14 protein-coding genes are annotated in these 14332 nt (G+C 32.7%); 8 read left to right on the top strand and 6 right to left on the bottom strand.

Features of this window, described 5'->3' with window-relative positions; genetic code table 11:
• Nucleotides 1-149 precede the first annotated feature (149 nt).
• Nucleotides 150-557, top strand: a complete 408-nt coding sequence (gene mce, locus AC07XU_RS12095) for a methylmalonyl-CoA epimerase (protein WP_494943888.1) — start codon at nt 150-152, stop codon at nt 555-557.
• A 76-nt stretch (nt 558-633) separates the two neighbouring features.
• Entirely contained in the window at nt 634-924 is a 291-nt protein-coding gene (locus AC07XU_RS12100; protein ID WP_494943889.1) for a hypothetical protein, read from the top strand.
• Nucleotides 925-996: 72 nt separating this feature from the next.
• Here the strand turns inward: AC07XU_RS12100 and AC07XU_RS12105 are convergent, their stop codons facing one another.
• Complete coding sequence (locus AC07XU_RS12105; protein WP_494943890.1) at nt 997-2625, bottom strand: amidase; 1629 nt, start codon at nt 2623-2625, stop codon at nt 997-999.
• A gap of 388 nt (nt 2626-3013) precedes the next feature.
• Between AC07XU_RS12105 and AC07XU_RS12110 the strand changes: the two genes are divergently transcribed.
• The 6 genes from AC07XU_RS12110 to AC07XU_RS12135 all read left to right on the top strand — a co-directional run bounded on the left by AC07XU_RS12110 (nt 3014) and on the right by AC07XU_RS12135 (nt 7984).
• On the top strand, nt 3014-3262 hold the full coding sequence (locus AC07XU_RS12110) for a type B 50S ribosomal protein L31 (RefSeq protein ID WP_494943891.1): 249 nt from the start codon (nt 3014-3016) through the stop codon (nt 3260-3262).
• A gap of 70 nt (nt 3263-3332) precedes the next feature.
• Nucleotides 3333-4505 (top strand): putative sugar nucleotidyl transferase, encoded by a 1173-nt coding sequence (locus AC07XU_RS12115; RefSeq protein WP_494943892.1) that lies wholly within the window; start codon nt 3333-3335, stop codon nt 4503-4505.
• A gap of 105 nt (nt 4506-4610) precedes the next feature.
• Nucleotides 4611-5372: a triose-phosphate isomerase gene (gene tpiA / locus AC07XU_RS12120; RefSeq protein WP_494943893.1), complete on the top strand. Its 762-nt coding sequence runs from the start codon at nt 4611-4613 to the stop codon at nt 5370-5372.
• Nucleotides 5372-6214 carry a 50S ribosomal protein L11 methyltransferase gene (gene prmA, locus AC07XU_RS12125; protein WP_494943894.1) on the top strand — a complete coding sequence of 281 codons (843 nt, stop codon included), beginning with the start codon at nt 5372-5374 and terminating at the stop codon, nt 6212-6214. Before tpiA ends, prmA begins: the two co-directional genes overlap by 1 nt.
• Nucleotides 6215-6249: 35 nt before the next feature.
• Nucleotides 6250-7602 carry a UDP-N-acetylmuramate--L-alanine ligase gene (locus tag AC07XU_RS12130; protein ID WP_494943895.1) on the top strand — a complete coding sequence of 451 codons (1353 nt, stop codon included), beginning with the start codon at nt 6250-6252 and terminating at the stop codon, nt 7600-7602.
• 34 nt (nt 7603-7636) lie between these two features.
• Nucleotides 7637-7984, top strand: coding sequence for a helix-turn-helix domain-containing protein (locus AC07XU_RS12135; protein WP_494943896.1), 348 nt, complete (start codon nt 7637-7639; stop codon nt 7982-7984).
• On the opposite strand, the gene AC07XU_RS12140 is transcribed toward AC07XU_RS12135, so the two are convergent.
• The 5 genes from AC07XU_RS12140 to AC07XU_RS12160 form a co-directional block, all read right to left on the bottom strand.
• Entirely contained in the window at nt 7965-9083 is a 1119-nt protein-coding gene (locus AC07XU_RS12140; protein ID WP_494943897.1) for a GNAT family N-acetyltransferase, read from the bottom strand. The genes AC07XU_RS12135 and AC07XU_RS12140 overlap by 20 nt on opposite strands.
• Nucleotides 9084-9155: 72 nt before the next feature.
• Complete coding sequence (locus AC07XU_RS12145) at nt 9156-9371, bottom strand: hypothetical protein (RefSeq protein ID WP_494943898.1); 216 nt, start codon at nt 9369-9371, stop codon at nt 9156-9158.
• A 458-nt stretch (nt 9372-9829) separates the two neighbouring features.
• On the bottom strand, nt 9830-12769 hold the full coding sequence (locus AC07XU_RS12150; RefSeq protein ID WP_494943899.1) for a sensor histidine kinase: 2940 nt from the start codon (nt 12767-12769) through the stop codon (nt 9830-9832).
• Entirely contained in the window at nt 12759-13538 is a 780-nt protein-coding gene (locus tag AC07XU_RS12155; RefSeq protein WP_494943900.1) for a LytR/AlgR family response regulator transcription factor, read from the bottom strand. Before AC07XU_RS12155 ends, AC07XU_RS12150 begins: the two co-directional genes overlap by 11 nt.
• A 278-nt stretch (nt 13539-13816) precedes the next feature.
• Nucleotides 13817-14323, bottom strand: coding sequence for a hypothetical protein (locus AC07XU_RS12160; protein ID WP_494943901.1), 507 nt, complete (start codon nt 14321-14323; stop codon nt 13817-13819).
• Between the last annotated feature and the right edge of the window lie 9 nt (nt 14324-14332).

Raw genomic sequence — 14332 nt, forward strand, 5'->3', positions numbered from 1 at the left:
AGATATTTGAACAAGATTTAAGTCTTGGTCATTTTACCTTTCAGTTTTCAAGTACAAAGATACAAAAAAACTTTCCTAACAATAATAGATAATAGCTATGAACCTATTGGTAAAACATGCATTTTTACATTCACATAACTATAAAGCTCATGAATAAGATTGAACACATTGGCATTGCTGTAAAAAACTTAGAAAGCTCAATTGATTTATATCAGCGGCTGCTAAATACCGATTGTTATAAAACTGAACAGGTTGCATCAGAAAATGTAAATACAGCCTTTTTTAAAACCGGTGAAAATAAAGTCGAACTGCTTTCTGCGATGAGTTTAGATAGTCCGATAGCTAAATTTTTAGAGAAAAAAGGGGAAGGAATACATCATATTGCTTTTTTAGTGGATGATATTCTGGAAGAAATGGAACGTTTAAGAAACGAAGGGTTTACCTTATTAAACGATGCCCCAAAAAGAGGTGCAGACAATAAGATGATTTGCTTTGTTCATCCAAAAGATGCTAATGGAGTTCTAATAGAATTGTGTCAAGAAATTAAATGGGTTTAGATAAAAAGTATAGTTGAAAGACTAAAATCTTAATTTTGAATTTATACATCTCTAATCTGAACAATAAAAGTTATAAATGACTGAAACCACACAACTGCTAAACCTTGTTGCTAAACACTTTGACGTGCCACAAAATATAAGTGAAAAGCATCTACGTGATGTATTGGTTAAAACTTTCGAGTATTTGGTTGATGATGATTTTCCTAAACTTTTGCGGGTTTTATATCGTGCAGATGTAGATCAGTATAAACTAAAGGATTTATTAGAAAATACAGAGGGTAAAACTACAGCAGAGATTATTGCTGATGCTTACATTGATAGGCAGAAGGCTAAAGTAGAAACTTGGAAGAAATATAGTAATAAGTAAAAAGATTTACTAATAACTATTAAACAAACTCAGCTACGTAATTTAGTAATCATTAAGTTAATACCCCGAAGCCTAAACTCCGGATGAGAAGTTAGAGTTTTTAATAAATTTCGGTGCTTTGCGATGTTTTGTTTCCTGCTCATAAATAAAGGCTGTGCTTAAAACTACTGGTTCTTGGTAAGCACTAGCAACAAAAGATAATCCCACTGGTAATTCGTTAATAAAACCCATAGGCACAGTAATTTGCGGAAATCCTGCCATCGCTGCTGGAGATGCAAAATAAAATCCGCCACTATAATCTCCATTAAATAAATCAATTAAGGAAGGAATCCCAAAACTAGTGCCTACAATAACGTCCAGCTTGTTTTTCTCCATTAAATCGTTAATTATTTTTTGCGATGAAAGTGTTTTAGCCACTGCATCTTTATAAGTCTGGCTATTTAAATCAGCAGCTTTATCACTTGCTTCTAAAGTTTCTTGTTTAAAATAAGGCATAGCCGAAGTTATATTTGCCTTATTAAAAGCAATTACGTCAGTTAACGTTTTAACTTTGGCATTAGCTTTAGCTAGATAAGCATTTACACCATCTTTAAATTCACTTTGTAAAACTACCGTACTGGCACTACCAATGTTTCGCATTTCTGCTATTAAGCTAATTTCAATAATTTCAGCCCCTAACTCTTTAAGTTTATTAATAGCGTCTTGATATAAGCCAACCACACCTTCATGCCCATTCAAAAAGCTCTTTTCTATACCGATACGTTTGCCTTTTAAATTTCCTTTTTTTAAAAACGTAGTATAATCTTTTTGTGTTCTGCCAATACTGCCCTTGGTAGCTACATCTTCTTCATCTACACCTACCATAGCGGTTAGTAGTATTGCTGCATCGGTAACATTTCTAGCCATTGGGCCGGCGGTATCTTGCGTTTTAGAAATGGGAATAATTCCCGATCTGCTTACCAAGCCAACGGTAGGTTTAAAGCCAACTATACCGCTGTAAGCAGAAGGAGCAATGATAGATCCATTAGTTTCTGTTCCGATTGCTATGGCACATAGATTTGCCGAAACTGCTGCGCCAGAACCAGAACTAGACCCACTCGGACTGCGGTCTAAAATAAAAGGGTTTTTAGTTTGTCCGCCACGGCTGCTCCAGCCACTGCATGAGCGGGTAGACCTGAAGTTAGCCCATTCGCTTAAATTTGTTTTACCTAAAATCACAGCTCCAGCAGCACGTAACTGTTTTACAATAAAGGCATCAGCCGATGCAATATTTCCCGCCAAAGCCAAAGCACCAGCAGTAGTTTGCATTTTGTCGCCTGTATTAATATTATCTTTTATTAAAATTGGTATCCCATGCAGTGGGCCACGAATTTTACCATCTTTTCTCTCTGCATCTAAGGCAGTAGCAATTGCAATAGCATCAGGATTTATTTCAATTACTGAATTTAATTTTGGTCCTTTTTTATCAATATCCTCAATCCTCTTCAAATACATTTTGGTGAGTGATTTGGCAGTTAATTTTCCGCTTTGCATCATAGCTTGTAATTCAACTACTGTAATTTCATTCAAATCAAACTTATCATCGATAATTGTTTCTGTGGAGATTTTTTGGTCAGTAGCAATTGCACTTACTGTACCAATGCCTAAAGTTGAAATTACGCCGGCAGCAGCGCCATTTTTAATAAAATTTCTTCTATTCATTTTATGGGAGATTGAAGATTAAATATAGAAAGAAAATATGAAAATGGAATGGATTACAAGCCTTTGCTTATGATAAGAAATTTCTTCATTAACCACTTTTACTTTTAATTTTACATTTTTCTTTCAATGATTATCTTATAAGTATTTAATTTTCTTTTGCCATTGATTTTTAATTTTAGTCTTGTTACAAGTAAACTCAAATTAACTGGGAAGTAAGGATTAAATTTATTTAAAGTTAGGCTTGCTTTTAAAAAATATAATTAGGATATTTGCAACCTCTTAAATAGAGGCTAAAAAAGACACATAGAGATTGTCATCAGCTTTGTTGCCCGCAAAACGCAATCAAGTCATTGATAGTTTCACATAAATAACTTAAAATAATATTCAAATGAAACAAGATTTGCACCCATCAAACTACAGATTTGTAGTATTTAAAGATATGTCTAACGAATATGCATTTTTAACTAAATCATGCGTAGACACTAAAGAAACTATTAAATGGGAAGATGGAAACGAATACCCATTGTATAAATTAGAGATTTCTCATACTTCTCACCCTTTTTACACTGGTAAAATGAAGTTAGTAGATACTGCTGGTCGTATCGATAAATTTAAAACTCGTTACGCTAAGAAATAATTTAGCGAAAACATTATATTTTTTGAAGTCCTGGGCTATAAGCTCAGGACTTTTTTTATTTTTGTAGCTTATGATGATCAATTTATTTGATGATAATGCTTGGCAAACGCTCAGGCCATTAACTTTTACCAGACCAGTCGCCGATTTAAGGCTTGGGATATTAACCATTGCCGAAAAATGGGCTAAATATTTGAATGCTGAATTTGGTTTCGTTACACAAGATTACTTACAGGTAAAATATCCAGCTAAATCTGCTCAATTATACATCAATGGTTCAATTTGTCCGAATGAAGCTTTACTAAATACTACAGTTGGGTTAAAAGACAATGAAGTTTTAATTAAAGGAGATTTGGTTATTGCATATGCCGTTTCTGAAAATGGAGTTGGCTATGAAACAGCGAAGAATAAATTTAAGCAAATTCAATTTGATAAAGATTTAACAACTATCCGGTTTCCTGAAGATATTTTTAAGAATAACCATACGGAGTTAGTTTTAGATTTTGCTCTTTTAACCAAAGGCAAAACATCAGCAAAACTAAGTGAAACGAATACTTTTATTGGAGATCAATTTTTTGCCGAAGAAGGCGCTAGTGCAGAATGCAGCACGTTTAATAGCAAAGCTGGGCCCATCTATTTAGGTAAAAATGCACAAGTTTGGGAAGGCTCAAACATAAGAGGTTCATTTGCATTGTGTAATAACTCTCAAGTAAAAATGGGAGCCAAAATTTATGGTCAAACAACCATTGGACCGTTCAGTAGGGTTGGAGGTGAGATCAATAATGCTGTTATTTGGGGATATTCATCAAAAGGACACGATGGCTATTTAGGTAATGCCGTAATGGGACAATGGTGTAATATTGGTGCCGATAGCAATAATTCTAACCTCAAAAATAACTACGCAGAGGTTAGGTTATGGGATTATGAACAGCAAAGTTTCCGTAAAACGGGATTACAATTTTGCGGTTTAATTATGGGGGATCATGCCAAATGTGCCATAAATACTATGTTTAATACAGGTACTGTAGCAGGTGTTAGTGCAAATATTTTTGGTTCCGGCTTTCCTAGAAACTACATTCCAGATTTTGCCTGGGGTGGCTCACACGGATTTGAAGTATATGGCTTAAATAAGATGTTGGCAACAGCAAAATTAGTTTTAGAGCGTAGAGACATGGTTTTGGATGAGATTGAAGTGGGTATTTTAACAGAAATTTTTGAAAGAACTAAAGAGTATAGACATTTTTAACATAGGTTGTAAAGTTTGAAAGTTAAATGTTGGAATGTTGAAGTATACAAAATTTTCGAAAACACTTTCCAACCTTCAAGTATTACAACATTAAAACAACATATAATGAGAAAAAAAATTGTAGCAGGTAACTGGAAAATGAATATGGATTATAACGAAGGCATTTCGTTGTTTTCTGAGATTGTAAACATGGTTAGAGATGAAAAAAAGGGAGATCAAATTGCAATAATTTGTGCGCCTTATATTCATATCAATAGTTTAGCTCAATTAGGTGCTGGATTGGTAAAAATTGGTGCACAAAACTGTCACCAAAACGAAAGTGGAGCTTTTACTGGAGAAATTTCTGCTAAAATGGTAAAATCTACTGGTTGTGAATATGTAATTATTGGGCATTCAGAACGCAGACAATATTTTGCAGAAACTGATGAATTATTAGCTGCTAAAACAGCCATAGCTTTGCAAAATAATTTAACTCCGTTGTTTTGTATTGGAGAAACTTTAGATGAGCGAAATAACGGAAGTTATTATCAAGTATTAGAAAAACAATTAGATAATGGTGTATTTACCTTAAGTGCCGAAGATTTTGCTAAGGTAGTATTGGCATATGAGCCAGTATGGGCTATAGGTACAGGTTTAACAGCTTCACCAGAACAAGCTCAAGATATCCATGCTTTTATAAGAGCTAAAGTTGAAGCTAAGTACGGGATGAATATCGCTGATGATACTACAATTTTATATGGTGGTAGTTGTAACCCTAAAAACGCAGCAGAATTGTTTGCTCAAAAAGATATTGATGGTGGTTTAATTGGCGGAGCATCATTAAAATCACGTGATTTTGTTGATATCGTAAAAACATTTAATTCTTAATGAAATACTTAAAAGTAGTATTTAACTTTAATAGTATAGAAGAATACCAGCAAGATTTATTGGTTGCTGCACTTGGAGATATCGGTTTTGATACTTTTGAGGATACACCCGAGGGTTTAGCCGCTTTTATTATTGAGGTAGATTTTAAACAAGAAAACTTAACTGAAGTTATAGCTAGCTTTAGCGATGATTTTGAAATTAACTATACAATTCATGAAATAGCTCAAGAAAATTGGAATGAGGAATGGGAAAAGAATTTTAGTCCCTTAATCATTAACCCTGATTGTTATATCCGAGCAACTTTCCATGAGCATCAGCCACAATATAAATATGAAATTGTAATAGATCCTAAAATGGCGTTTGGTACTGGGCATCACCAAACTACTACCATGATGATGCAATATGTTTTAGAGCTAGATTTTACAGACAAAGTGGTTTTAGATATGGGGGCAGGAACTGGTATTTTGGGTATACTTGCCGCTAAAAGAGGAGCGAAACATATTGTGGCTATAGATAATGACGATGTTTGTTATTTAAGTGCTATAGAAAATGCCGCATTAAATCAAATCGATAATTTGACATCACTTTGTGGTGGCAAAGAAACTATACCGAACGAAACATTTGATGTTATATTAGCTAACATTAATAGGAATATTTTGTTAGATCAGATTGAAAGTTATGCTGCAGTATTAAGAGATAAAGGGATTATTTTCTTTAGTGGTTTTTACGAAAATCCAGATTTGGATATGATTACTGAACACTGTAAGCAATTTAATCTTAGTTATATTGACCATAAAAAAATAGGTGATTGGGTAGCTGCAAAATTTGAGTTAAAGAGTTAACTAATAACTAATTATTAATTGCTTTAAAAATAATTATGAGAATACATTTTATTGCTATTGGCGGAAGTGCCATGCATAATTTAGCAATAGCTCTTCATAAAAAAGGCTTTGAAATATCGGGTTCAGATGACGTAATCTTTGAACCATCAAGTTCTAGACTGGATAATTATGGTTTATTGCCTACAAATTTTGGTTGGTTTCCAGAAACCATCACACCAGATATTGATGCAATTATTTTAGGGATGCACGCTCGCTTAGATAATCCAGAATTGCTAAAAGCTCAGGAATTAGGTTTAAAAATCTATTCATATCCAGCCTACATTTATGAACAATCAAAAGATAAGTTACGTGTTGTTATTGGTGGTAGCCATGGCAAAACAACCATCACATCAATGATTTTGCATGTGCTAAATTATTATAACAGAGATTTTGATTATTTGGTAGGAGCACAGTTAGCTGGTTTTGATACCATGGTTAAAATAACTGATGAAGCTAAAGTAATTATTATAGAAGGTGATGAATATTTGGCCTCTCCAATCGATAGAAGACCTAAGTTTCATTTATATAAAGCCAACGTTGCGGTGATAAGTGGAATAGCTTGGGATCATATAAATGTTTTTCCAACTTTTGGGGAATATGTTTCTCAATTTAAACTTTTTATTGAGACGATTTTGCCCAATGGAAAACTAATTTATTGTGAAAATGATTTAGAATTAAGAAAACTTGTTGTTAACTCTAAAGCAAGTATTGAGCGAATTCCTTACGCTATTCCCGGCCACAAGATAAAAGATGGTGTAACATATCTTTTACCTAATGAAGTGCCTTTAAAGGTGTTTGGTGATCATAATTTAATGAACTTAAATGCTGCAAAATTGGTGTGCCAACAACTAGAAATCAGTGAAGAAGAATTTATGCAGGCAATCTCAAGCTTTACAGGAGCAGCTAAGCGCTTAGAGCTTTTGAGCGCTAGAAATCACACTAATGTTTATAAAGATTTTGCGCACTCGCCTTCAAAGTTAAAGGCTACAATTGAAGCAGTAAAGGCTCAGTTCACTGATAGAAAACTTATTGCTTGTATCGAGTTACATACTTTTAGCAGCCTTAACAAAGCTTTTTTGTCTGAGTACAAGAATACAATGAATGATGCGGATTTGGCTATTGTATATATAGACGAAAAGACGTTTCAACATAAGAAAATGGAACCATTAAATGAGCTTGATGTTCAAACATCATTTGATAATGAAGATATCATCTTTTTTAATGAAGTGGGTGCGTTATCAACCTATTTAAAAGGATTAGATTTTAAGCATACTAACTTGTTATTAATGAGCTCTGGTAACTATGGAGGTTTAGATTTGAATAATTTGGCATTAGAGTTGGATGTTTAAAAAGAACAAACAAACTTTAAAGCCAAATAGTCAAATGAATATTATTGGAAGAAACATTAGACAACTTCGCCAGAAAAATGGCTGGAGTCAAGGAGAGGTTGCTAGCAAGCTAAAAATTTCTATACCTGCATTTTCTAAAATTGAAACTGGCATCACAGATATCAACATATCTAGATTAGATCAAATTTCTAAGTTGTTTGATGTTTCCACTCTACAAATAATCTCTAAAGATCCAGAAAATGTGCATTCTGGCAGCTTTACTGAGGTTAATTTATTAAGAGAAAGAATTGCATCTCAAGAAGATGAAATTATTAAACTACAAAAGAAAGTAATTGATCTTTACGAAGAGATCAGAATTTTTTCTAAAAAGTCTTTCGCATAGTTAGGTGCCGCTTTCCAAAAGTGGCACCAGTAGCTTGATGAAAGGATAGCATTTTATCATTAAAATCTCCAACCCAAGAAAGCTCTAACTCTGTGTATTGATTTTTAGGGAGTACATATTCTCCTAATTTTATAATCAATGCAGATTCTAAACCTAATTTTTGGAATGAGGTTTTTGTGCCCATTACAATAGCACGCATTCTTGTTACTCCAATCCAGCGCTTGTAGGCGAATTTCAATTTTTCTATTAAACCTAGCTTACCATTTAAACCTTTTATCATTTGGTTTGCATCTGGTATAATTACTACAAATGAGGCAGGTTCTCCATTGGCATAAGCAAACCAAATCAACTTTTCGTCCATGATCACCTCCATTTGTTTAAAGCTTTCGGAAAGTGTTTCTTTTTTTATAGGAACAAAGTTTTCGAAATCTTGCCAACCATCATTATAGATTTCCATCAAATCTTGAATATACTTTTCTGCTTTTGATTTTTTAAAGTGCTCGAAAGTATAATCTGGTTTTGCAGCTACCCAATTGGCAATTTTAGTAAAGCGAGCCGGAAAAGGTATGGTAAGATTAATGTGATTGGTTAATTGCTCATAAGCAGTTATAAACCCATATGCTGTAAATAATTTATGGTAGTAAGGTAAGTGATAATTCATCCCATACGATGGTGAGGTAAAACCCTCAATTAACAAACCCCAAAACGTATCGTTCTCTCCAAAATTAATAGGCCCTTCCATCGCCTTCATTCCATTTTCTTGTAACCAAGCTTTCGCGGTGTCAAATAATAAGAAAGCAGCATCTTTGTTATCAATGCATTCAAAAAAACCAACGCCGCCGGTAGGCAATTCGTAGTTGTGTGCTTTCTTATCGTTAATAAATGAAGCTATTCTACCAATTGTTTTTCCGTTATCGTCAACCAAAATCCATCTTGTACATTTACCATGCATAAAAAATGGATTTTTATTTGGATCAAAGACTTTCTCTATATCGCTATCTAAAGGTCTAATCCAATTTTTATCATCAGCATAAATTGTATTAACTACTTCAAGAAATTCTTTTTTTGTTTGGTTATCGTTTACAGCTACAATCTTCATTTGGTGGTAAAGGGTTTAAAATAAAAAGCACCCTTGTAAAGGATGCTTTTAAATATACTATTTTATATGTAATTAATACCTGTCGTCATCATCATCATCATCATCAAAATCATCAAATGTACCTAAATCATCAATTGGCACATCAAATTCTTCAGCTTCAACTTCATCATCCTCAACATCTAAAACCTTATCGTTTAGCATGTCATCGTCTTCATCATCATCATCCTCTCTGCTTGAAAGAGGTTTATTAATAATGTCTTTACCAGTTGGTTTTTTTGGCGCTTTCATATAACAAAAATTAATAGTAGGAAAGTTTAAACGTTACACTAAATTACAAATATTTTTTAAAAGAATAAATTCTGATTTATGCTTTTTCCTTGCGCCAAAAATAAGCTAAAAAGTGTTTTTAAAGAAAGTTTTTTTTATTTTTTGTAGGCCTGAAATGCAATGAGTTAAGGTTTTTAGCAAGATATAAGTTTGCGTAAAAGCAAAATTAATGACTAAAATGGCTAGAGCAAAAAAAAAGCGTCTCAATTTTATTGGGACGCTTTTAACACACAAATGAAACCTGAATTGAGATATTGTTTTAGGTTAGGTTAAATTAATATCTTTTGTCAATCCTATAAGAACGCTTTTTGAACAAACAATTATGTTTGTTTAATATCTTATAACAAGTTTAATGCTAATCGAACAATCAAGGGATTATAATTAGTAAGTGGTAGTAATTATTGAGTAAACGGTAAAATTTAATTTAACGGCACTAAAATCGTAACTGTTGTGCCACTTTTACCGTTCTGTTCTACAAACAATTGTATTGGTTTTGCTTCAATTTTGTTTAAAAGATTAATACGTTCTTGCGTTAATTTCATGCCTTTGCTTTGGTGCGATGTATTTTTCTTTTCTAATGAGTTGTTAATGCCAACACCATCATCAATAATTTTAATCCAGAGGTAATCTTCATCTTTCTGAATAATTTCAAGTTTTACATTTCCACCTTCTTCTTTTGGCATAATGCCGTGCCATATCGCATTTTCTAAATAGGGTTGTAACAACATTGAGGGTATTTCTGTATCTTCCTTGTCTAAGCGATTATCAACTATTATTTCATAAAAAAACCTATCGCCAAACCTGTTCTTTTCTAAACTAAGATATAGCTTTAAATAGGCTATTTCCTCTTCTAAATTAATGTAGCTTTTAGTGCAAATTTCCAAGTTTTTTCTAATCAGCTTTGCGAAACCAGTTAATACCTTATTAGCTGATGACGTGTTTTGAGTGTTGATGTAATGCTGTATAGAATTCATCACATTAAAAACAAAATGTGGGTTCATCATTGCTTGTAACGCCTGTTGCTCGAGCATCAAGATTTTATTTTTCAATAATAACTGCTCTTGCTCTTTGTTTTTTTGCCTCTTTGTAATACGAACTGTTAATAAGTAAATTACATAAGCTCCTATAGCTAATATAATAATGAGGAATAAATTCGTTTGCCAAAAATATTTATCTACTTTAAAATCAATTTTTGCAGGTTTGCTCCAATCACTATCCTGACTTTTAGCGCTTACCTCAAAGCAATAGGTTCCAGGTTCTAAAGATGATAATTCTAATCTTCTATTTCTTGTCTCAGACCAATTCTGATCCTCTTTTAAGCGGTAACGGTATACAATTTTTTTATTTTTAAAATCTATAGCACTATAGTTTATGGTGATGTTTCTTTCATTTGGTTTTAAAGTAAAATTGGCTGCTGTTAAATCTATCATTTGCCTGTTTACACTTACAGATGATATAAAGGTAGCTGGTGCTTTAGTTTTTTTATTTTCTTGATTGTAGTTAAAATATACTAGTCCGTTATTGGTTCCAAAATAAGCAATGTCTTTAGTGATGTACAGATCATTCAAATCATCAGATAACAAATCGTTGGCATAATCGAAAGAATTAATTACAAATTGACCATTATTGAAATTTATTCTATTTACGCCATTATTGCTTATTGCCCATAAATAATTGTTTTGTACAAAAAGCTTAGTGATTATGTTGTTGTTTAAACCGTTTTTTAAATTGAGGTTTTTAATCAACTTTCCATTTTGTAAAATTAAGATACCATAACCGTCTGTGGCGAGCGCAAATAAGTTGTTTTTCAGTTCTTTTATATCGTTTACGCGTTTGGTTAACAACGTATTTTTAACAAAATGCTGAAGTAAATTACCATCTTTAAATTCATTAATTCCGTTTGTATTTGCAAACCATAAATTTTGAGAATTATCATAAAACACTCGATATGCTCTCTCTTTAAAATAATCTTTATTTTCTCGATAGCGAAGCGATGAAAATTCGAAATTTTTTATTCTATCATTAATCATTACCACACCAGATGATAAAGCCAAGGCTAATTTATTGGTCGTATCGAGGCTGAAATTTTTAACTACAAAAACTGAATTGTTTACTTCTTTTAAATAGTTGATGTTTTTGTTTTTTGGATAGTTTTCATCAACATAACCCAAACCATAGTCGGATGCGAAGAAGACCTTATTGTTTTTATCGTCAACTACAAGTTGTTTAATGGTGTTGTATTTTTTTTGATCGTCGATACCAATCTTCTCAATTTCATTTGTTTTAGGGTTTAAAATATGGATACTATTATTTGCCAATCCCATCCATAAACGGCCAAAACTGTCTTTGGTTATGCTTTTAATAGCTTGGTTGCCTAATTTACTTTCTTTGCCTAAAACAAAAACACGTTCTTTTTCATCAGGTAATCTATAAATGCCATTGTTCGTGGTAAACCAAATGTTGCTATTTCTATCCTTAACTACCTGACTTACATCTGTGTTTTTAAGCAGTTGAGTAGTTTTTCCATCAAATCCGATTACATACATACCGCTGTTATTACCTAACCATAATCCTTTTTCATCAACATAAATATAACCAGGCCTATTGTTTAGCAATTCTTTATCAACATTCAATATCAAGTTGCTCACTGCCCCATTTCTAATATTTAGGCCTTCATTACTTAAAAAATAAACAGATTTATCGCCTCTTGTGTAAAAGGTTTTGTAAGAGAGGCTAAATTTATTATCATGAACCAATACAAAATTGTTTTTGATGAAAAGAAAAGCAGCTTTAGTGCTGTAAGCCCAAATATTTCCTTTAGTATCCTCTTGAATGTAGGCGTTTGCATATTGGCTTTCTGTTAATGTAGAGCTGTATTTTATTAAACTTTTCCCATCCCAAACCCCTAAAATATTCTTATTGGTACCAAACCAAAGTCTTCCTTTGCTATCTTCAAAAAAGGAAACAATTACGGCATTAAAATTTAGTCCTTTAAGTTGCTTGTTATTGTCTTCGTTGTAAATTTTGCCATTGTAGAAATAACTTAGCTGCCCGCCTAGAGAGAGAAACCACATTCTGCCTTTACTATCTTCATGCAGCTGTAAAATTTGGTTGTCTGGCAAGCCATCATCAACTGTAAAATTTTCAAATACTGTACCATCAAACCTGCTCACACCAGCATCTGTAGCTACCCAAATGTATCCTTTTTTATCTTGTGCGGTGTAATAACAATTGTTACTTGGTAGGCCATTTTTTGTGGTGTAATGTGGTAAATAGGCCACTTGTGCAAATCCTTTTAACCCACAAAGTGATGCCAATGTTAAAGATAAGGCAAGTATGTATTTAAAATTAATGTTCACCTTGTATGTTGGTATAAGCCTTTATTTTATCGTAAAAATCGCTTGCTCTTCTTCTAGATACATTAATGGTTTCGCCATTGGTAAGTAGAACTTGTAAGCCGTTTTTTGAGTTGTATTGTTTCACATATTGCAAGTTAACGATACTAGATTTATGTATCCTTACAAATTTGTTTTCGGGTAAAATTTCTTCGTAATCTTTTAAAACCTTCGATACTACAATTTTTTCGAGATTTGCCAGGTTAAAAACCGAGTAATTGCTATCAGCTTCAATATGCACTATATCATCAATATCAACCAATTTATAGCCTTGTGCGCTTGGTAAAGTTATTTTTTTAATAGTTTTATCGCCAGTTAAATCATTAGCTAAATTTTTTAAACTTTCGTTTCTGTTATTATCAACTTTGTTTAAATTAATGTATTTAACAGCCTTGCTTACGGCCTCCTTAAGTTCATCAATATCAATCGGTTTCAATAAATAATCTAAAGCATTTGCTTTAATAGCTTTTAAGGCATATTGATCATAAGCTGTTGTGAATATAACCGATGCATTTGTATTTTGTACTTGCGGAATTAACTCAAAACCATTTTCTCCGGGCATGGCTATATCTAAAAAAATCAAATCCACATTGTGCAGATTTAATAATGCTCTAGCTTCATTAACAGATTTTGCGATACCAATGATGTTTACATCAGCACAATTTTGTTGCAACAAAAAGTAAAGAGACGAACGAGCAAATTCCTCGTCGTCTACAATTATGGCATTTAACACGGGATTAGTTTTTAATACGGCTCAATTTATCAAAAAATGAGCATAACAGAAAGTAATGATGTTATTATTTGAAAAGCATGGGCCTTGCTACTATTTAAAATCAGTCTTGCTTTACGCTAAATCTTTTTGGTAGTTTCTACAAAAACAATAAAATCAGTGCAAAGTTAACATCAGCATAAATAAACTCTGGCACTTTAAACCAAAAAGTATATCGCTTCAATCAAGTTTAAAGGGCAGGTCATTTTGCAGTAACAACGTTAGCACTGCAAACCTCACAGTTATTTAGCAACAACAAAGTTATTTAAAAAGGCATCTTTATCTTTTCCATCTACACCAGCAGGTAAAAAACAGGTTAATGAATAAGAAACATCGCCAATTAAAAAAATATTAAGATGTACGGTAGACTGATTTTCTTCATTTTTTCCGTTTAATGAATAAATTTTAGTCTCATTTATTTTACCAACTTTAAGATCGCCAATGGTATATTTAGGCATTTTGGCTTTAACACTACCTACAACTTCATCAATAAATTTTAACCTTACTAATGCGGTATCAGAACTCAAAGTTGTAGTATAAGCACTTTGATCAATTTCCATAATTACCACACCGTAAACAGTGCCTGTACTATCTTTAGCAATGTAGGTAGATCCACTTACCTTTTTCGCCTCAGTAGGGAAACTGAGTGTTAATTTATCACCAAACTTTTGTTTTACCCACCCTGTTTGCCCTTTGGTTGCAAAGCTCAGACCAATAAATAAGGTTAATAATAAAATGTTTTTTAGCATGGTAGAGCG

Source organism: Pedobacter sp. GW456-11-11-14-TSB4, assembly GCF_059424425.1.